The organism is Streptomyces asoensis (assembly GCF_016860545.1).
Taxonomy (GTDB): Bacteria; Actinomycetota; Actinomycetes; order Streptomycetales; family Streptomycetaceae; genus Streptomyces; species Streptomyces asoensis.
In genome coordinates this window covers 1,397,092-1,415,379 of the sequence record NZ_BNEB01000002.1, presented here as the reverse complement: position 1 = coordinate 1,415,379, position 18,288 = coordinate 1,397,092, and the positions used below count along the sequence as shown (strand labels likewise).

The 18,288-nt window shown below is 74.3% G+C and carries 14 protein-coding genes; 6 read left to right on the top strand and 8 right to left on the bottom strand.

The features are described from left to right. Nucleotides 1–61: 61 nt before the first annotated feature. Nucleotides 62–979 carry a LysR family transcriptional regulator gene (locus Saso_RS09210; protein ID WP_189922376.1) on the top strand — a complete coding sequence of 306 codons (918 nt, stop codon included), beginning with the start codon at nucleotides 62–64 and terminating at the stop codon, nucleotides 977–979. A gap of 121 nt (nucleotides 980–1,100) precedes the next feature. Here the strand turns inward: Saso_RS09210 and Saso_RS09205 are convergent, their stop codons facing one another. From Saso_RS09205 to Saso_RS09195, 3 genes are all read right to left on the bottom strand, one after another. Further along, nucleotides 1,101–1,268 carry a hypothetical protein gene (locus tag Saso_RS09205; RefSeq protein ID WP_189922378.1) on the bottom strand — a complete coding sequence of 56 codons (168 nt, stop codon included), beginning with the start codon at nucleotides 1,266–1,268 and terminating at the stop codon, nucleotides 1,101–1,103. Nucleotides 1,269–1,341: 73 nt separating this feature from the next. Further along, nucleotides 1,342–3,471, bottom strand: a complete 2,130-nt coding sequence (locus Saso_RS09200) for an MMPL family transporter (protein WP_189922379.1) — start codon at nucleotides 3,469–3,471, stop codon at nucleotides 1,342–1,344. 198 nt (nucleotides 3,472–3,669) lie between these two features. Further along, nucleotides 3,670–4,176: a MarR family winged helix-turn-helix transcriptional regulator gene (locus Saso_RS09195; protein WP_372442412.1), complete on the bottom strand. Its 507-nt coding sequence runs from the start codon at nucleotides 4,174–4,176 to the stop codon at nucleotides 3,670–3,672. 123 nt (nucleotides 4,177–4,299) lie between these two features. Between Saso_RS09195 and Saso_RS09190 the strand changes: the two genes are divergently transcribed. After that, the gene (locus Saso_RS09190) at nucleotides 4,300–5,832 is read left to right on the top strand and encodes an SDR family oxidoreductase (protein WP_189922381.1); all 1,533 of its coding nucleotides are present in this window, start codon (nucleotides 4,300–4,302) and stop codon (nucleotides 5,830–5,832) included. Between the two features lie 309 nt (nucleotides 5,833–6,141). Beyond that, on the top strand, nucleotides 6,142–7,515 hold the full coding sequence (locus Saso_RS09185; RefSeq protein WP_189922383.1) for a cryptochrome/photolyase family protein: 1,374 nt from the start codon (nucleotides 6,142–6,144) through the stop codon (nucleotides 7,513–7,515). Nucleotides 7,516–8,332: 817 nt separating this feature from the next. On the opposite strand, the gene Saso_RS09180 is transcribed toward Saso_RS09185, so the two are convergent. Then, a complete protein-coding gene (locus Saso_RS09180) occupies nucleotides 8,333–9,298 on the bottom strand; it encodes a MerR family transcriptional regulator (protein ID WP_189922385.1) in 966 nt (321 codons plus the stop codon). 341 nt (nucleotides 9,299–9,639) lie between these two features. Here Saso_RS09180 and Saso_RS09175 point away from each other — a divergent pair, with 341 nt between their 5' ends. After that, nucleotides 9,640–10,080: an SPW repeat protein gene (locus Saso_RS09175; RefSeq protein ID WP_189922387.1), complete on the top strand. Its 441-nt coding sequence runs from the start codon at nucleotides 9,640–9,642 to the stop codon at nucleotides 10,078–10,080. Nucleotides 10,081–10,195: 115 nt separating this feature from the next. Here the strand turns inward: Saso_RS09175 and Saso_RS09170 are convergent, their stop codons facing one another. From Saso_RS09170 to Saso_RS09160, 3 genes are all read right to left on the bottom strand, one after another. Further along, the gene (locus Saso_RS09170) at nucleotides 10,196–11,626 is read right to left on the bottom strand and encodes a hydrolase (RefSeq protein ID WP_189922389.1); all 1,431 of its coding nucleotides are present in this window, start codon (nucleotides 11,624–11,626) and stop codon (nucleotides 10,196–10,198) included. 218 nt (nucleotides 11,627–11,844) lie between these two features. Then, on the bottom strand, nucleotides 11,845–12,639 hold the full coding sequence (locus tag Saso_RS09165; protein ID WP_189922391.1) for a GNAT family N-acetyltransferase: 795 nt from the start codon (nucleotides 12,637–12,639) through the stop codon (nucleotides 11,845–11,847). Nucleotides 12,640–13,297: 658 nt separating this feature from the next. Beyond that, nucleotides 13,298–13,963 (bottom strand): chaplin, encoded by a 666-nt coding sequence (locus tag Saso_RS09160; protein WP_229901298.1) that lies wholly within the window; start codon nucleotides 13,961–13,963, stop codon nucleotides 13,298–13,300. Nucleotides 13,964–14,282: 319 nt separating this feature from the next. Here Saso_RS09160 and Saso_RS09155 point away from each other — a divergent pair, with 319 nt between their 5' ends. Together Saso_RS09155 and Saso_RS09150 are read left to right on the top strand one after the other, a co-directional pair. Then, on the top strand, nucleotides 14,283–15,896 hold the full coding sequence (locus Saso_RS09155; RefSeq protein ID WP_189922846.1) for an alpha/beta hydrolase: 1,614 nt from the start codon (nucleotides 14,283–14,285) through the stop codon (nucleotides 15,894–15,896). Continuing rightward, on the top strand, nucleotides 15,897–17,423 hold the full coding sequence (locus Saso_RS09150) for an FMN-binding glutamate synthase family protein (protein WP_189922395.1): 1,527 nt from the start codon (nucleotides 15,897–15,899) through the stop codon (nucleotides 17,421–17,423). Nucleotides 17,424–17,486: 63 nt separating this feature from the next. Here Saso_RS09150 and Saso_RS09145 read toward each other — a convergent pair whose 3' ends face one another. After that, on the bottom strand, nucleotides 17,487–18,269 hold the full coding sequence (locus Saso_RS09145; RefSeq protein ID WP_189922397.1) for an alpha/beta fold hydrolase: 783 nt from the start codon (nucleotides 18,267–18,269) through the stop codon (nucleotides 17,487–17,489). Between the last annotated feature and the right edge of the window lie 19 nt (nucleotides 18,270–18,288).

Here is an 18,288-nt window from a genome sequence, read left to right as displayed (position 1 = left end):
TCACGAAGGTGTGACAGGGAAACCCTTGAACGGGTGCCGGACGGGCCCGCATTCTTCCGTGGTGCGAACGGAACAGCTGGAATACATCGCGGCGGTCACCCGGCTCGGTTCCCTGCGCCGGGCGGCCGACGAACTACGCCTGTCCCAGCCCGCGTTGAGCGAGACCGTACGCAACCTCGAACGGGAACTCGGGGTGGACCTCCTGGAACGCAAACGGTCCGGAGCCACCATGAGCGCCTCGGGCCGCGAACTCCTGCCGCACATCATCGGGGTGCTGGACGCGGTGGACCGGCTGCGCTCGGCGGCGGGCGAACAGCACCGGATCAGCCGGATGGTGCGGGTGGGCACGGTGAACGCGGCGACGGTGCCGCTGCTCATTCCGGTGGTCAGGGAGTTCCGCGCCGCGCATCCCGTCACCCAGGTGGAGGTGGTCGGCGCCCAGCAGACCGACATCCACCGGACCCTGTTGGAGGGCGGGTTCGACCTCGGGCTGGTCAACCATCTGGAGGGGGACGACGTGCCGGCCGCGTTCGAGTCGACGGAGCTGCTGCGCGGCCGGCCGGTGGTGTGCGTGCGCCCCGACAGCCCTCTGGCCGCCGGGCCCTCGGTCTCGGTGGACGACCTGCTCGGGGTACCGCTGATCGGGATGCGGTCGGGGTACGTCATGCACCGCTACGTCCACCGACTGCTGGACGGACGCGGTCTGGCGTTCGCCTACTCCACGGACGGCGCGGAGATGGGCAAGCTGATGGTGGCGGAGGGGCTGGGGGCGACGGTCCTGCCCGACTTCAGTGTGATCGGGGATCCGCTCGAACGGCGCGGCGCGCTCACCCACCGGCCGATCAGCGGTGACGCGACCCGTGTGCTGCTGATGCTGCAACGGCGGCGGGCGGAGTCCGTGCCGCAGGCCGCGCGGGACCTGCACGAGGTGTTCGTCCGCAGGGCCCGCGCCATCGGCGCGGGCCCCGGGGTGTCCTAGGCGTCGCCGCGAATCGTCGCGGGGCCGCCGCGCGGGCCGTACGGCGGGGGCGGAGCCGGAGCGGGACGGCCCCGCCGGCCACCCCTCGCCCGCCCTCACCGCCGCCGTACGACCCGCGGTGTCAGTCCTCTTCGCCCAGCTGGACGACCACGAGGAAGGCATCCGACTTCAGGTCCATGACCACGGTCGCGGGCTCCCCCTCGGCTCGCCGCCGTGCCGCGTACTCCTCCGCCGGCCACGATCCTCGCGGGGATCCGGCGGGGAAACGCTCCAAGACCTTCGCGCTCATAGCGGCAGACACCTCCCGATGCGAAACGGACAACCTGTCCTCCTCCGGCTTCCCGGGATCGGCGCGAGCATGTTCACCTCTCTGCCGACGGGCCGTCGTCCGCCGTGTCGCGGGCCACGCCGAGGCGCCCCGGCCACCAGGCTGGTGCCCCGATGTCCCGTACGAGGGCGGGCACCAGCAGCGAGCGCACGACGAGGGTGTCGAGCAGGACGCCGAAGGCGACGATGAAGGCGATCTGGGCGAGGAAGGCCAGCGGGATCACGCCGAGCGCGGCGAACGTGGCGGCGAGCACCACACCCGCGGAGGTGATGACACCGCCGGTGGTGACAAGTCCCCGCAGGACACCCTGGCGCACTCCGTGCCGCAGACTCTCCTCGCGCACCCGGGACATGAGGAAGATGTTGTAGTCGACGCCCAGCGCCACCAGGAACACGAAGCCGTACAGCGGCACGGACGGGTCGGTGCCGCTGAAGCCGAACACGTGCCGGAACACGAGGCCGGAGATGCCCAGGGTGGCGAGGAAGTTCAGCCCCACCGTGGCCACCAGCAGGGCGGGCAGCAGCAGCGAGCGCAGCAGGACGGTCAGGATGAGGAAGATGATGGCGAGCACGACGGGGACGATGAGGGTGCGGTCGCGCTCGGCGGTGCGCTGGGTGTCGTAGCGCTGGGCGGTGTAGCCGCCGACGAGGGCGTCCGCGCCGGGCACGGCGTGCAGGGCGGTGCGCAGGCGGGCCACGGTCCGCAGCGCCGCGTCGCCGTCGGCGGCGGAGTCGAGGGTCACGTCGACCCGCACCCGACCGTCCACCACCAGGGGGTCGGCGCCGGGACGGCCCGACGCGGTGGCGGCGGCCGCCGAGGCGACGCCCTCGGTGCGCCGGGACGCGGCGAGGACGCCCGGCAGCCGGTCGGCGTCCGCGATGACCACGGTGGGGTTCCCCGAGCCGCCCGGGAAGTGCCGGCCGAGGGTCTCCTGCGCGGCGACGGAGGGGGCGTCGTTCACGAAGGTCTCGTCGAGGGGGACCCCCTTCGAGGCGAGCGTCGGGGCGAACGCGGCCGCGGCCAGCAGCACGGCGAGGGTGACCGCCCAGACCCGGCGCGGTGCCCGGTCCACCAGGGCGGCGACGCGCTGCCACACCCCGTGGCCCGTGCTCCCGGCCGCCAGTCGTGCGGGCCAGTAGGCCGTCCTGCCCAGGAGCACCAGGACCGCCGGCAGGAAGGTCAGCGTGCTGAGGACGGCGCAGCCGATGCCGATGGCGCCGACCGGCCCGAGGGCCCGGTTGTTGGTGAGGTCGCTGAGCAGCAGGGCGAGCAGCCCGAGGGCGACGGTCGCGGCGCTGGCCACGACCGCGCCCCAGGACTTGCGCAGCGCGGCGGTGACGGCGGCGAACCGGTCGGTGCGGGCGGCGAGCTCCTCCCGGTAGCGGGCGGTGAGCAGCAGGGCATAGTCGGTGGCCGCGCCGATGACCAGGATGGAGAGGATGCCCTGGACCTGTCCGTCGACGCGGACCACGTCGTGGTCGGCGAGGGCGTACACGACGGCGCAGGCGAGGCCCAGGGCGAACACCGCGCCGAGGATGATCACCAGCGGGAGCAGCACACTGCGGTAGACGAGCAGCAGGATGACGAGGACGGTGGCCAGCGCGACGCCGAGCAGCAGCCCGTCGATGCCGGCGAAGGCGTCGGACAGGTCCGCCTGGCTCGCGGCCGGGCCGGCCAGCTGGACGGTCGTGCCGGGGACGCGTTCCGCGGCGGCGCGGATCCGGTCGAGGGTGGGGGCGAGGTCGTCACCGAGGTCGGGGCGCAGGGGCACCACGCCCTCGATGGCCCGGCCGTCGTCGGACGGCAGCGCGGGCGAGACCTCACCGGCCACGCCGGGGTCGCCGGCGAGGGAGGCCAGGGCCCGGCCGGCCGCGTCGAGCCGGTCCTCGACCGGCTCGCCTGTCTTGGTTCCCTCGGCCGCGCCGTCCTTCGCCGGGGCGGTCCAGACGACGATCGCCGGGAGCGTCTCGTCCTGCCGGAAGGCGCGCTGCGCGGCGATGACCTCGGTCGACTCGGCGCTGCGCGGCAGGAAGGCGGCCTGGTCGTTGGTGGCGACCTCGCCCAGCCGTCCGGCGTAGGGACCGAGTACGCCGCCGACGCCGAGCCACACGGCGACGAGGAGGACCGGGACGAGCCAGCGGGCGCGTCGGGGGGTGGTGGACATCGTTCTCCAGCTGCGGAAGGGGCGGGTTCGCGACGACACATCGACAAGTCGGCACATCGACGCGCGACACGTCGTCGGGCACATGTATCTCGACAACAAACAATCTCAATGATTGAGCAAGTTGCGGTCGAGTGATCCTAGACGTTGCCTGTGCTTCTGCCCGCGACCGGCCCCCGGATGCGGCGCACCCCGGCCTTTTCAGCGCCCCGGCGGGGTGATCCCGGACAGCTCCTCGCCCATGGCCGTCAGGAAGCGGAGCGCCACCGACAGCTCCTCCTCCGTGAAGCGGGCGCGCGCGGCCCGGGTGGCATCGGCCAGCGGCCGGAAGTAGGTGCGCGCCACCGACCGGGCGTCCGCCGCGTAGTACAGGTGCACCACCCTGCGGTCGGCGCTCTCGCGGACCCTGCGGATGTGCCCCGCGCGCTCCAGTCGGTCCACGCACGCCGTGACCGCGCCGGAGGTCAGACCGAGATGCTCGCGCAGCCGCTTCGGGGTCATCGGCCCGTCGGCGTCGAGGATCGCGGCGAGCGCCTGCACGTCCGTCGGGTGCAGTCCCTGGTCACCCGCGAACGCGTGCACCAGCCGGTTGATCTCACCGTTCATCCGCCGCAGCCGGACCGCGAAGGCCTGGAGGTCGGCAGGTGTCCCGGGCGCCTCGGGCCGCTGTTGCGGCACCGGCTCCTCACGGTCGTTCGCTGTGGCCACGGGGCAAGCGTAGCCGCCGTCCGCGATCACTCGTTCGTGCGCACGAGCCCCGGTCGCATCCGCGGCGCCCCCGTGCGTGGAAGCGATCTGCGAGGGGGGCCACCACGAGAAGGAGCGAGGCTCATGACCGCAGACGGCCGCGGCACCGGAACGCTGTGCCTGGTCACCGGCGCCACGGGGTACATCGGCGGCAGGCTCGTTCCCGAACTGCTGGCGGCCGGTCACCGGGTGCGCTGTCTCGCCCGGTCCCCCGACCGGCTGCGTGACCACCCGTGGGCCGGCGACGTGGAGACGGCGCGCGGCGACGTCACGGACGCCCCCTCCGTCGCGGCGGCCCTGCGCGGCGTCGACGTCGCCTACTACCTCGTGCACGCGCTGGGCACGAGCGGCGACTTCGAGGAGACGGACCGCCGGGCGGCGCGGATCTTCGGGGAGGAGGCCCGGGCGGCGGGCGTGCGCCGCATCGTCTACCTCGGCGGCCTCACCCCGGCCGGCGTGCCCGAGCGCGAGCTCTCACCGCATCTGCGCTCCCGGGCCGAGGTGGGGCGGATCCTGCTGGACTCCGGCGTCCCGACCACCGTGCTGCGCGCGGCGGTGGTGATCGGTTCGGGTTCGGTCTCGTTCGAGATGCTGCGCTATCTGACCGAACGGCTGCCCGTGATGGTCACACCGAGCTGGGTCCACACCCGGATCCAGCCGGTGGCCGTCCGGGACGTGCTGCGCGCCCTCGTCGGCTCGGCCGGGATGCCGCAGGACGTCAACCGGGCCTTCGACCTCGGCGGGCCGGACGTCCTGACGTACCGCGAGATGATGATGCGTTACGCCGCCGTCGCCGAACTGCCCCGCCGGATCATCCTGTCCGTGCCGATGCTCACCCCCGGTCTGTCCAGCCACTGGGTGGGCCTCGTGACCCCGGTGCCGGCCTCCATCGCGCGGCCGCTCACCGAGTCGCTGCGGCACGAGGTGGTCTGTCACGAGCACGACCTCGCCCGGTACGTGCCCGACCCGCCCGGCCACCCGCTCGGTTTCGACGAGGCCGTCCGGCTCGCCCTGCGCAAGGTACGGGACGCGGGCGTCGTGACCCGGTGGTCCTCCGCGTCCGTGCCCGGCGCGCCGAGCGACCCGCTGCCCACCGACCCCGGCTGGGCGGGCGGGAGCCTCTACACCGACGTCCGCGAAGTGACCGTCGACGCGCGCCCCGAGTCGCTGTGGAAGGTGATCGAGGGGATCGGCGGCGAGAACGGCTGGTACTCCTTCCCGCTCGCCTGGGCCGTCCGCGGCTGGCTCGACCGGATGGTCGGCGGAGTGGGTCTGCGCCGCGGCCGCAGGGACGCCGCCCGGCTGCGGGTGGGCGACTCGCTGGACTTCTGGCGGGTCGAGGAGATCGAGCCCGGACATCTGCTCCGGCTGCGGGCCGAGATGCGGCTGCCGGGGCTGGCCTGGCTGGAGATGTACGCCGAGACGGACGGCCGCGGCCGCACCCGCTTCCGCCAGCGCGCGCTGTTCCACCCGCACGGGCTGCTCGGCCACGCCTACTGGTGGAGCGTCTCCCCCTTCCACTCCGTCGTCTTCGGCGGCATGGCCCGCAACATCGCGCGGGCGGCCGCGGCCGCGGACGGGACGCGGGGTGCGCGGGAACGGGCCCCGGCGAGCTGAACGGTGCGGGACGTGCCGGCATCGGCGTCAGCGACGGCGCCGGCGTGGGTCCGGCGTGGCCCGCACCGGGGTCGGCGCGGGCCGAGGAGCGGCCGGGCGCGTCGACCCGTCACCCGCCGCTCGTGCATCCGCCGGACGCCGCCCGGCCGAAGCAGTCATCGTCCGGGGCCGGGCCGCGGCCGCCGGCGCCCGTACACGGCCGCGACGGGCCCGTACCCGGCCGCGCACACCGTCCGCGCCCGACTCACCGATCCCGTCCCGCCGTCCGATCCCGTCCCGCCGTCCGTCCCCTGTTCCCGGAGCCCGTCCATGAACGTCTCGCTCGTCCTGTTCACCGCGGACCTGCGTCTGCACGACCATCCGCCGCTGCGCGCTGCCCTCGACGGGGCACGGCAGGTGGTCCCGCTGTTCGTGCGCGACCGGGCGGTGGACCGCGCCGGGTTCGCCGTGCCGAACCGGTTGGCGTTCCTCGCCGACTGTCTGCGTGACCTCGACGCGGGACTGCGCGCGCGGGGCGGCCGGCTCGTGCTGCGCTCCGGCGACCTGGTGGAACAGGTGTGCCGGGTGGCCGGCGAGGCCGAGGCGGACGAGGTCCATCTGGCCGCCGACGGCAGCGCGCACGCGCGGCACCGGGAGGAACGGCTGCGCACCGCCCTGGAGGCGGAGGGAGTGCGGCTGCACGTGCACGACGCGGTGACCACCGCCGTCGGCCCGGGGACGGTCACCCCCGCCTCCTCCGACCACTTCGCCGTGTTCACGCCGTACTTCGGGCACTGGTCGCGGTGGCGGCTGCGCGAACCGCTGGACGCCCCCCGTACCGTGCGGGTGCCGGAGGGCATCGGCTCCGAGGACCTGCCCAGCCGCAAGGGACTGAGCGGCCTCTCGCCGGCCCTCGCCACCGGCGGGGAGCGCGAGGGCCGCGAGCGGGTCACCGCCTGGCTGCGCTCGGGCATCGGCGCCTACGAGGAGGGTCACGACGACCTGGCGGGCGACGCGACCTCCCGGCTGTCGCCCCATCTGCACTTCGGCACCCTGTCCCCCGTGGAGCTCGTCCACCGGGCGCGCCGGGCGGGAGGTCCGGGGGCCGAGGCCTTCGTACGGCAACTGGCCTGGCGCGACTTCCACCGTCAGGTGCTGGCGGCCCGGCCCGAGGCCGCGAGCACCGACTACCGCACCAAACGCGACCGCTGGCGCACGGAGCGGACGGCGCGCGAGGACGTCGAGGCGTGGCGGGAGGGCCGCACCGGCTACCCGGTGGTCGACGCGGCGATGCGGCAGCTGCGCCACGAGGGGTGGATGCACAACCGGGGCCGGCTGCTCACCGCGAGCTTCCTCACCAAGACGCTCTACGTCGACTGGCGCGTCGGCGCCCGGCACTTCCTGGATCTGCTGGTCGACGGTGACGTGGCCAACAACCAGCTCAACTGGCAGTGGATGGCAGGAACGGGCACCGACTCGCGGCCCAACCGCGTCCTCAACCCGGTCACCCAGGCGAAGCGGTACGACCCCGACGGCGCCTATGTGCGGCGCTGGGTGCCGGAACTCGAGCACGTCGCCGCGTCCGCGGTGCACGAGCCGTGGAAACTGCCGGAGGAGGAACGGGTCGCGCTCGGCTACCCGGAGCCGATCGTCCCCCTCCCCGAAGGCCTCGCCCGCTTCCGCCGCGCCAGAGAACGCACCTGACCCCGAGGGCCGCAGGCCCGGGGCACCGGAAGAACTGGCCGGGTCGGCCCTGCGGGCCGAAGACCCCCGCAGGCGCCCGCCACGGGCTGCCGCCCGCCAGCCGGGAAGCCCGCAAGCACGCCGGCCCATAGGACCGGGGCCCCGCAGGGCCGGAGCCCGAGAGGCCGGGGCCGGGGCCGAGAAGCCCTGTCGCCGCAGGCACCCGCCAGGGGCGCCGCCCGTCAGCCCGCAGGCGCGCTGGCCCGCTGGCACGCAGGGCGGTAGCCCCGCAGACCCGAGTGGCCGGGGCCGAGAAGCCCTGTGGCTGCCCGCAGGCGCCCGCCACGGGCTGCCGCCCGCCAGCCCGGAAGCCCGCAGGCACGCTGGCCCGTAGGGCGGTGGCCCCGCAGGACCAGGGCACGGGAGGCCGGGGCCGAGAAGCCCTGTCGCTGCCCGCAGGCGCCCGCCACGGGCTGCCGCCCGCCAGCCCGCGGGCCCGCTGGCCCGCTGGGCGGTAGCCCCGCAGGACCAGGGCCGGAGGCCCGGGCTCATGAAGTCGGCGCCCGGGAAGCCGGGGCCGGGGCTCCGGGAAGCCCCTCAGTTGGCGTAGGCGCCTGCCGCCCTGCCGTGTTGAGGGCCGCAGGCGCTCACGGGCGTGAGCCGTGACCAGCAGGTCGCAAGGCCCCATAGCCGCGGATCCGTGGGCCGTGGCCCGCAGCGCGGTGGGCCGTGGGCCGTACGGCCGCTGGCGCCTAGGTCAGGTGCCGGGGGGACCCCGGCCGGGAGGCGCGGGCCGGGGGCGGCGGGTTTTGGGGGCGGGGTGAGGTCGTCGGGTCGCTCAGGTGGCGTAGGCCTTGGCCAGGAGGGTCAGGGCTTCTTCCAGGCCCGTGGGACGGGGCAGGCCCGGGGTGGGGCGGCCGGCCCAGCCGGGGCCGCCGAGCACCACGGCCGGAGCCCGCCGCGCCCCGGTGACACCCCAGCGGGTGTCCGCCACGTGCCGGGCGAGGGGCAGGCTCGCGGTGGAGCGGGCCTGGGCCCACAGGACCACCGCGGCCGGGCCCAGCCGCTGCACCGCCCCGGTCAGCGCCTCCACCGGCACTGCGGCGCCGAACATCCGGGTGGGCACGCCGAGCCGGCCGAGTCCCGCGTTCAGCGCCTCCAGCGGCAGGCTGTGCTGTTCGCCGGGCACGCAGGCCAGCACCACCGGCCCGGGCCCGCCCGTCTCTCCCGTCACGACCGGGCGGGCGGCGCGCCGCAGGGTGGTGGAGATGTGCCAGGACAGCAGGTGCTCCACCTCGACGTACCGGTCGCCCGACGAGGCCCACTTGCGTCCGACGGCGTGCAGGGTCGGCACCATCACCTCCTGCCAGGCCACGGTGAGTCCGTGCCCCTCGACAGCGGCCGCCAGTTGCTCCGCGACGGCAGGCGCGTCCAGCCGGACGGCCGCACGGGCCAGTCCGCGGCACTCCTGGCGGACGTCGCCGCCGAACGGGAGGGCGCCGCCCGCCCCGCCCGGCCGCCCCGGCGCCCCCTCGGCGAGCTCCGCGGCGGCCACGAGCGCCCCGCCCCGCGCCGCGCGGGCCGCGTCCGCGGGCGGCACACCGGAGGAGGTGAGCCGGCACATCGCCTCCAGCACCGCGACGTCGTCGGGCCGCCAGCGCCGGTGCCGCCCGTCGGCGCGGACGGCGGGCCCGATGCCGTAGCGGCGGTCCCAGGACCGCAGGGTGGTGGGCGCCACGCCCAGACGGCGGGCCAGTGCCCCGGTGGTGAGGCCGGCGTCGTCGGAGGTCGGGGATGCGCTCATGGGACGACGATACGACGCAGAAACGACGCATGTTGAGGCACCCCGGACACCGCTCACAGGACGACGTCCCGCCCCGCGCCACTCCTCGCCGACCCGGCGCACACCAATAACCGGACGCGCGCTCCCCTGCCGAATCGCTTTTCGGCACCCGAACGCTCCGTAGGCATCCTCGAAGGGTCCTGCCCCCGGAATCCCGCGCCGCGAGCTTCCGATTTGCAGGGATGCAGGCACTGTGCACGAGATCTACACATAAAGACCGAATAAGAGCAGAATGGTGAGGCGCGGCACTTACCGCACACCGCTCCTCAGCGGTCGGGCCCGGAAGTCGAAGGAGACGAATCATGGCCAACGTCTCGCCCACCAGAGGTGACATGTCGACACATCCCGACGTGCCCGAGATGCAGGCGAGGTACGCCCGCATGCTCGAGGGCCGCGATGTGGCGCTCGTGGACGGCCCGGTGTTCCTGCTCGGTCTGTACTGCGCCGTGTCCCCGTGGATACTCCACTACACCGTCAGTCAGCCGGCGCTCGCCACCCACAACCTGATCGTCGGGATCGCGATCGGCCTGCTGGGCCTCGGATTCACCGCGGCTCCCGCACGGATGTACGGCCTGAGCTGGGCCATGTGCGCGGCGGGCATCTGGATGATCGTCGCACCCTGGGTCGTCGGCGACAGCCCGGACGCCGGTGTCGTGGTCAACAACATCATCATCGGCGCCCTGGCCCTGATCCTGGGGCTGATGTGCACCGCGACGGCCGCGAGGAGCACCTCCAAGCCGTAGGCCCTCGCGGGCCGGTGACCTCCGGCCCGCCCCGGAGGACGGCCGGGCCGGTCCGCCCGTGCGGACCGGCCCGGCCGTCACGCCCGGCGCCGTCGGGGACGATCCCGTTCGGCCGTCAGGTGACGTCGAGGGCCGTGTCGTCGATGACGAACGACGTCTGGAGCTTGGAGCCCTCGGTGCCGGTGAACCGGAGTGTGACGGTCTGGCCCGCATAGCCGCTCAGACCGAGCGTGCGCCGGGTGTAGCCGGAGGCCGCGTCGAGGTTGGAGTACGTGGCCAGGGTGCCGAGGACCGTGCCGGAGCTGTTCAGCACCTGTACCCGGAGCGTGTCGTAGGCGGTGGTGGTGGTCGTCTCTGCGGTGTCGATGTGCAGGTAGAGGGCGAGGGTCGCGGTGCATCCCGCAGGAAGGACCACCGACTGGGCGAGGGTCTCGGTGCCGGCGGTGCCGTTCCCGCCCAGCCATGCATAGTAGGACCCCGTACGGGCGGACTCGCCGGTGGAGTCGGTGATGACGCCGCTGCCTGCGCTCCAGGTGGTGGCGCCCGACTCGAAGCCGGCGTTGCCGAGCAGCTGGGTGTCGGTGCAGTCCGTGCCGCCCCCGCCGCCGCTCGCGCCGGAGAGCCACTCGGTGGCGTTCAGGGCGAGGGCCGCGTTGGTGGCGCCGGTGTCGTTCCATCCGTCGTAGAGGGTGTTGCCGGACTGGCCGGTGCCGTCGTCGACGGGTGAGCTGTCACCCCAGAAGGCGACCCGGCCGCTGCCGAAGGTGCTGGTGGCGAAGAAGGCGCCGGTGTTCCCGGAGTAGCCGCTGCGGTACAGCAGGCCCTTGACCGAGGGGTTGTCGGCCGGCTTGAGCGTGGCCGTGGTCCCCGAGGCGATCAGACTCTTGGTGACGGTGCCGAAGGAACCGTGCAGCACGGGGTCGGCGCTGTCGCTGATCGCGGCCGGATAGCCGGAGCCGATGGAGAGGGAGTCGACGGAGAAGCCGAACGGGTCGGTGGAGTCGACGCTGTTGTTCGTCATCAGGTCGTTGAGGATCTCGACCGCGTCCTCGCCGTCGTTGTTGCGGTCGGCGCCGGTGTGGTCGGAGACCATGAACAGGCCGCCGCCGTTCTTCACGAAGTTCATGATCGCCGTCTTCTCGGCGGTGGTGAAGAGCGTGTTGGGTTCGGGCAGGACCAGGGTGTCGAAGTTCGACAGGTCCGTGGTGGACGAGCCGCCGTAGGTGAGGGCGCTCGTGGCGGTTTTGAGACTGTAGTCGCCCGTCTTCTGCAACGCGACGCCCCAGGACGACAGGGCGCCGGTCCAGTCCGTCTCCGCGGACGGGGAGGAGTCCTGCGCGAGCGGGTCGGGCTTGGCGGTCGAGACGATCCAGTCGGCGTTGCCGGCCTCCTCCGCGTGGCCGTCGTCGAACAGGACGCGGTGGGGGGTGGCCGCGTGGGCGGGTGTGGCGTCGGTACCGACCTGAAGGGCCACCGCGGTGGCGAGCAGTCCGAGGCCGGCCAGGGCGCTGGTGGCCCTGCGGCGGTGTCGCTGTGATCCGAGCATCCGGCGAACCTCCGTGAGGTGGGGGACACGAGGCGGGTGCGGGCGCCAAATCTTCGCGCGTAGACACCGGATTCGATGGTTCTACCCGCGTGGAACGATTGAAAGGTACATGGCATGACTGACCGGTGAACATCAAACGCGGGCAATAACGTGAGCGAAAACGTCGACACTTGCCTGCCGGGTCCGCCGGTCCGGCGGACCCGGCGGCCCCGTCCGCGCTACCCGCGACGCCGGTCGCCCCCCGTGTAGACGTACGGTGTCGTCGTGCTCAGAGGGGCGAAGCCCAGGCGTTCCAGGATAGGGCGGCTCTGGTCGGAGGCGTCGACCTGGAGGTAGCGGTACCCGCGCTCGGCGGCGATGCGGGCGCGGTGGGCGATCAGCGCGCGGTAGATCCCCCGGCCCCGCCAGGCCTCGACGGTGCCGCCGCCCCACAGGCCCGCGAACCGGGCGCCGGGCAGGAGTTCCATCCGCGCCGAACTCACCGGCACGCCGTCGGCCGTCGCGAGAAGGGCGACGATCGCGTCCGGGTCGCTGGACAGCCGGGCGTCCATCAGGTCGCGGAGCCAGGAGCCGTCACGGCCGAAGGCCTTCTCGTTCGCCTCCACCATGAGCTCGACACCCGCACGGTCGGTGACGGGCACGATGCGGACACCCTCGGGCGGCTGCGCGTCCACCAGCTGGTCGGCGGTCTCGCCGATCATCAGGGTCTCCTCGGGATCGGCCGTGAAACCCGCCGCGACGAGCCGCCGGCCCAGGTCGGCCGGGCGGTCGTGCCCGTAGAGCTTCCACTCGAACTCGTGCCCCAGTCCGGTGAAGTAGGCGATCTGTTCCGCGATCGCCGCGTCCGCGTCGGACGCGTCCAGGTCCGACCAGAGCACCCCGCTCCAGCCGTCCTCGCCGCCGACGTGACGGACCACGCCCCCGGTGCGTTCGACGCGCGCGTCGGAGCTCTCCGGGCGCGCGCCTTCACGCATGTCCCGGTCGTACAGGGCGAGTACCGCAGCGTGATCCATGGCCTCACTCCAGCATCCCCGACCGGCCCCCACAACGGGTTTACGGTCCCGCCACGGGACGGCGGTCCGCGGCGCCGCCGTCCGGGCGCACGGCCGCCAGGTTGGCGCTAGGAGCGTGCGGATCATCTCGGTGGTCAGGCCGGAGTCGAGCAGCGGGCGGTTCCCTGCTCGGCGGTGTCGTCCTGGACGCGCGGGGGCCGGGTGTCCTGCCGTGGACGGCGCTGCCGCTGGTCGCGCCGGCCCTCACGGCCGTCGCGGCGGGCCGGGCCCACGCTTTCCCGGCGCGGAGCCGGAGATGGTCGGCGCGGTGAGGGCAGGGTCCGCGCGGCGGGGTCAGGGTCCGGTGCCTCGGCGGGCCCGAGGCCGGGCGCCCCGCCCGGCCTCGGGTGCGCGGTCCCGGTCCACCCGTGAAGGCCCGGGCCGGTCCTGACGCCCGGTCGGGTTTCCCGAGGATGGGGGTGGACCGGCCATGACGGCCGGGTCCGGCCGCGGCGGCCCGGGGCGGGCCCGGGCCGCCGCCGCGGTCGTCGCCCTGAGCGGGTGCGTCGCAGGCCCCCTGTCCCGACCGGGGTCGTCCCGACCAGGAGTGTCCCGACCGGGGGTGTCCCGACCGGCCGGGGTACGAGGGGGTCGGCGGATGCTGCCGGACGCGGTGCGTTCAGCGTTGCGGGCGAGGCCGGAAGCGCCGCTGGAGGGCCACTCCGCCGAGCAGCAGGGCCGCGGCGGCGACCGCGGGCGCCGCGGCGTCGGAACCGGTGTGGGCGAGGGAGCCGACGGCCTCGGGCACGGTGCTCCGGACCGCGGGCGCCGGCGGGTCGGTCCGCGGGCCCGGGTGCTGGGCCTGCGAGGGCGGGTTGTGCCGCACCGGAGGCCGCGGCTCGGGCTCGACGGGCGGCTGCGGCTCCTCGTCGGAGACGTTGACGGAACGGTTGCCGAACGCCGGGTTCGCGATGCCGACGACGTTCACGCTGTTGCCGCCGGCGTTGACGGGGAGGTGGACCGGCAGCTGGACGCCGTTGCCGGAGACGACGCCCGGCGAACCCTGTTCGGCGCCCCGCGCGGTGGCTCCGCCGCCGGAGGACGCGCCGTGCTTCCCGGACGTCCCGCCCGCACCCTGGTTGGCGCAGGTGTTGCCCGCGGCGGGGTTCAGCACGCCGACCACGTTCACGGTGTTCCCGCACAGGTTCACCGGGAGGTGCACCGGCAGCTGCACGCCGTTGCCGGAGATCAGTCCGGGCGAGCCTGCCGCGGAGCCGTCCGCGGCGGAGTCGGCGTGCGCGGGCAGTGCCACGGCCATCGCGCCCGACACTGCGGCGACGGCCATCACACCGGTTCGGGTAACCCGTCTCATGGGTCCCTGCCTTCCAGACATGGATCGCGGGCACTCGCCCGCACCCGTAGAACGCCGCCGGACCGGGGCGGGTAATGCCCGCGCGTCCATTCACCCCCTTGGGGGTCCCTCACGGGACGTCTCCTCGAACTGGTGTCGAACCCCTCGTACGGGCGCCGCACGGCGGGCGGACCACGGGCCCCGGCGGGCCTGCGACCAGGCCCCGCCCGCCCGGAGGCGGGCCTTCCGCGGGCCGCTTATCGTGAGCTCGGGCGCCGTTCCCGGACCGCTGCGGGCGTCCCTGGAGGCACTGATGCTGGCCAAGCTGCCGACGCGGCCCGGACTGCGGCGCTGCGCGCTCGCCGCGACCGCCGCCCTGACCCTGGTGGGTGCGGGACTGCCCACCGCGACCGCGAACCGGAACGCCGACGGCGGCGACCGTCCCGACCTGTCCCGGTTCTACGGACAGAAGATCGCGTGGTCGGCTTGCGAGGGCGAAGGCATGCCCGACGATCTCCAGTGTGCCCGACTGACCGTCCCGCTCGACTACGGCCGCCCCGGGGCCGGCACGCTCGAGCTGGCGCTGGCCCGCTACCGCGCCACCGGTGACAAACGCGGTTCGGTGGTGCTCAACTTCGGCGGCCCCGGGGGCGCGGGTGTCCCCGAACTCGCCTACGGCGGGAAACAGTTCATGGACCTCACCGACGAGTACGACGTCGTGTCCTTCGATCCCCGCGGGGTGGGCCGCTCCTCCCCCGTCAGCTGCGGGGAGGGCGAGGACAGCGGGTTGAGCACCCTGGAGGACGCCTCGGCGCTCACCGACCCCCAGGGCCTGCTGAACCGGTTGCGGCGGGTCGCCGCCGACTGCGCCGAGCACTCCGGTCCGGTCCTGCCGCACATCGGCACGGTCGACGCGGCCAAGGACCTCGACGTGCTGCGCGCGGCGCTCGGCGACAAGGACCTCAACTACCTGGGCTTCTCCTACGGGACCCGGCTCGGCGCGGTGTACGCCGCCCGCTTCCCCGACCGGGTGGGCCGGCTGGTGCTCGACGGTGTCGACACCCTGACCGAGCCGCTCACCGAGCAGGGCGTCGCGGGCGCCAGGGGGCAGCAGGTGGCGCTGGACGACTTCGTGGGCTGGTGCACGAAGGACATCGCCTGTCCGTTCGGGCAGGATCCGCGCGTGGGCCGCGAGGAGGTCGTCCGGCTCGTGCGCTCGCTCGACGAGGATCCGGTGCCGACGGACTTCGGCGCCGACTTCTCCGGCCAGGACCTCGTCGCCGCCCTCGGTCAGGGCCTGTACAGCCGGGAACTGTGGGTTTTGCTGGAGCGGGCGCTGGCGCAGCTCGTCGAGAGCGGCGACGCGAGCGGGGTCCTGGGGTTCGCGGGCGGCGGCTCCGCCCTCCCGCTGCCGCTGCGCACGGCGGGCCGCCCCGACCCCTCCCCCGGGGCGCTCGTCGACGAGGAGGACGTCCCCCTCGACAACCTGCCCGCGGCACTGATGGCGATCAACTGCGCGGACGACCCCGACCGCCCCACGGCCGCGCAGGTCAAGGCAGATCTCACCAGGCTGCGGGCCGCCTACGACAAGGCGTCCCCGGTGTTCGGCCGCTACCGCCTCAACGAGGTCCTGATGTGCTACGGCCGCCCCAGGGGCACGGACTTCATCCGCGACGAGGTGAAAGACCTGGACTCCCCGAAGATGCTCCTGGTGGGCACACGGGGGGACCCGGCGACGCCCTACCGCTGGACCGTGGAGACGGCGGAGCGGCTCGGCTCCTCGGCGGTGGTGCTCGACAACAAGGGCGACGGTCACACCGGGTACGGGTCGTCGAAGTGCGTGCACCGCAAGGTCGACGACTTCCTGCTGTACGGTTCGCTCCCGCCCACCGGCAGTTCCTGCGGGCCCGACGAGGACGACGGCTGAGTGCGCCGGTTCCTGCCACTGCTCCTGGTGTGGGTGCTCGGGACCGGGGCGGTGCTCGCCTCGCTCGCACGGTCCCCGTGGTGGTGGACCGTGGCCGTCCCGCTGCTGGCGGCGGCCTGTCTGGGCGGCCGCGACCTGCTCCAGCGGCGGCGCCCCGTCCTGCGCAACCACCCGCTCGTCGGCCGTCTGCGGTACCGCCCGGAGCCGGCCGCGGTGCGCCGCGTCCCGGCCGGCGCGCGGGAGCCGTCCGGCGACGGCGTGGAGGTCCGCGCCGTACCCGTCGGCGTCGCGCACGGCCCGGACGACGAGTACCTGGTGTCGTCGCTGCGGCCGGTGGAGGCGTCCGAGGAGCCGCCGTCGGTGCGGGTGGGCGGGCCGGGCTGCACCCGGCCCTACGACATGGCGCTGCTGAACGTGTCCGCGATGAGCTTCGGCGCGCTGTCGGCGCGTGCGGTCCTGGCCCTCAACCGGGGTGCCGAGCTCGGGCGTTTCGCGCAGGACACCGGTGAGGGCGGGCTGTCGGAGCACCATCTGCGGGGCGGGGGCGACCTCGTCTGGGAGATCGGGACGGGGTACTTCGGCTGCCGGGACGCCGACGGCGGCTTCGACGCGCGGGAGTTCGCGGACAAGGCGGCGCTGCCCGAGGTGAGGTGCGTGTCGCTCAAGCTGTCGCAGGGGGCGTCCCCGGGCACCGGCGGGGTGCTCCCCGGGGTGAAGGTGAGCGCCGAGATCGCGCGGGAGCGGAAGGTGCCGGCGGGCGAGACGGTGGTGTCGCCCGCGGGGCACCGGGAGTTCGCGACGCCGCGTGAACTGGTGCTGTTCGTGGCCCGGTTGCGGGAGCTGGCGGGCGGCAAGCCGACCGGGTTCAAGCTGTGCGTCGGGTCGCGGCAGGAGTTCCTCGCCGTGTGCAGGGCGATGGTGGCGGAGGGCGTCGCCCCGGACTTCGTGGTCGTGGACGGCTCGGAGGGCGGTACGGGCGCGGCTCCGGCGGGCCTGGCCGGACACCTCGGCATGCGGCTCACCGAGGGGCTGATCACGGTGCACAACGCGCTGACCGGGGTCGGGCTGCGGGGCGGGGTCCGGATCGGGGCGAGCGGCGGGGTGGCCACGGGCGCCGACATCGTGCGGCGTCTCGCGCAGGGCGCCGACTACACCAACGCGGCCCGCTCGATGATGCGCGCCCTCGGCTGCGTCGGTGCCCTGCGCTGCCACACGGGCGGCTGTCCGGCGGGTGTCGCGACCCAGGACCCGCTGCGGACCCGCGCCCTGCACGTGGCCGAGGGGGCCCGGCGGGTGCGGCTCCATCAGCACGAGACGGTGCGCGACGCCGTACGGATCATGGCGGCCATGGGCGTGCGGGACCCCGGCGGGCTCGGCCCCGCCCATCTGGTGCGGCGGTCGGACACCGGTCCGGCCCGCTCGTACGCGGAACTGTACGAGTGGCTGGCGCCGGGTGAGCTGCTCGCCGGGCCGCCGCGGTCCTGGGAGGCGGACTGGAAGGCGGCGGACCCGGACGGCTTTTGCTGACACGCAGGCGGTGAGACGGCGTGCGCACGCTGCGGACCGGGACGCGGTCCCCCCGGCGGGCGGTCAGGCGGGCTTGCCGCCGACGAACGCGTCGATCGCCGCCGTCAGCTCGGCGGGCTTCTCGACGGGGAGTTCGTGTCCGGCGTCGAGGATGCGGACCGTGGCGTCCGGATAGGCCTTGGCCATGCGCAGCATCTGCTGCACCGGAAGCTGGATGTCGTGGTAGCCGTGGATCATCAGGGTCGGGGCCTGGATCTCCCCCACCCGGTCCAGGACGTCGAAGGCCCGCATGGCGCCGTACAGCGTCATCACGACCTCGCGCGGGGTGTCCGCGGAAGCCTTGACGTAGGCGCGGATCTCCTCGCGGGGGTAGCCGGGGGCGAAGGCGCGCTGGATGTTCGCGGCGACGAACAGCTTGAAGGGGACGAGGGTGGAGACGCCCATGAGCAGCCCCCGGCCCCGGCTGTAGGTCATCCGCCCGATGGAGTTGACCAGCACCATGCGCTCCACCCGCTCCGGGTGGGACAGGGCGACGGTCTGCGAGATCATGCCGCCCATCGAGTGGCCGACCAGCACGCACCGCTCGATCTCCAGGTGGTCGAGGAGCGCGAGCAGGTCCGCGGCCAGTTCCGCGACCGTCTTCACGCCCGCCCCGCCGCTCTCGCCGTGCCCGCGCAGGTCGAGCCGGACCACCCGGCGCTTACGCGCGAAGTGCGCCACCTGGTGGTCCCAGCGGTGCCGGTTGGCCGTCCACCCGTGCACGAACACCAGGGGCACGCCGTCGCCGTCGCGCGGACCCTCGTCGTCGTACGTCAGTGCTGCGCCGGCGACTTCGAGCTGCGGCATGGTGCCTCCTGCGGTGCGG

Bases quoted from the DNA above. Each gene is read 5' to 3' on its own strand.
- Saso_RS09205 (WP_189922378.1), bottom strand. From the start codon at position 1,268: ATGAGCGCGAAGGTCTTGGAGCGTTTCCCCGCCGGATCCCCGCGAGGA.
- Saso_RS09200 (WP_189922379.1), bottom strand. From the start codon at position 3,471: ATGTCCACCACCCCCCGACGCGCCCGCTGGCTCGTCCCGGTCCTCCTC.
- Saso_RS09190 (WP_189922381.1), top strand. From the start codon at position 4,300: ATGACCGCAGACGGCCGCGGCACCGGAACGCTGTGCCTGGTCACCGGC.
- Saso_RS09185 (WP_189922383.1), top strand. From the start codon at position 6,142: ATGAACGTCTCGCTCGTCCTGTTCACCGCGGACCTGCGTCTGCACGAC.
- Saso_RS09180 (WP_189922385.1), bottom strand. From the start codon at position 9,298: ATGAGCGCATCCCCGACCTCCGACGACGCCGGCCTCACCACCGGGGCA.
- Saso_RS09175 (WP_189922387.1), top strand. From the start codon at position 9,640: ATGGCCAACGTCTCGCCCACCAGAGGTGACATGTCGACACATCCCGAC.
- Saso_RS09170 (WP_189922389.1), bottom strand. From the start codon at position 11,626: ATGCTCGGATCACAGCGACACCGCCGCAGGGCCACCAGCGCCCTGGCC.
- Saso_RS09165 (WP_189922391.1), bottom strand. From the start codon at position 12,639: ATGGATCACGCTGCGGTACTCGCCCTGTACGACCGGGACATGCGTGAA.
- Saso_RS09160 (WP_229901298.1), bottom strand. From the start codon at position 13,963: ATGGCCGTCGCCGCAGTGTCGGGCGCGATGGCCGTGGCACTGCCCGCG.
- Saso_RS09155 (WP_189922846.1), top strand. From the start codon at position 14,283: ATGCTGGCCAAGCTGCCGACGCGGCCCGGACTGCGGCGCTGCGCGCTC.
- Saso_RS09145 (WP_189922397.1), bottom strand. From the start codon at position 18,269: ATGCCGCAGCTCGAAGTCGCCGGCGCAGCACTGACGTACGACGACGAG.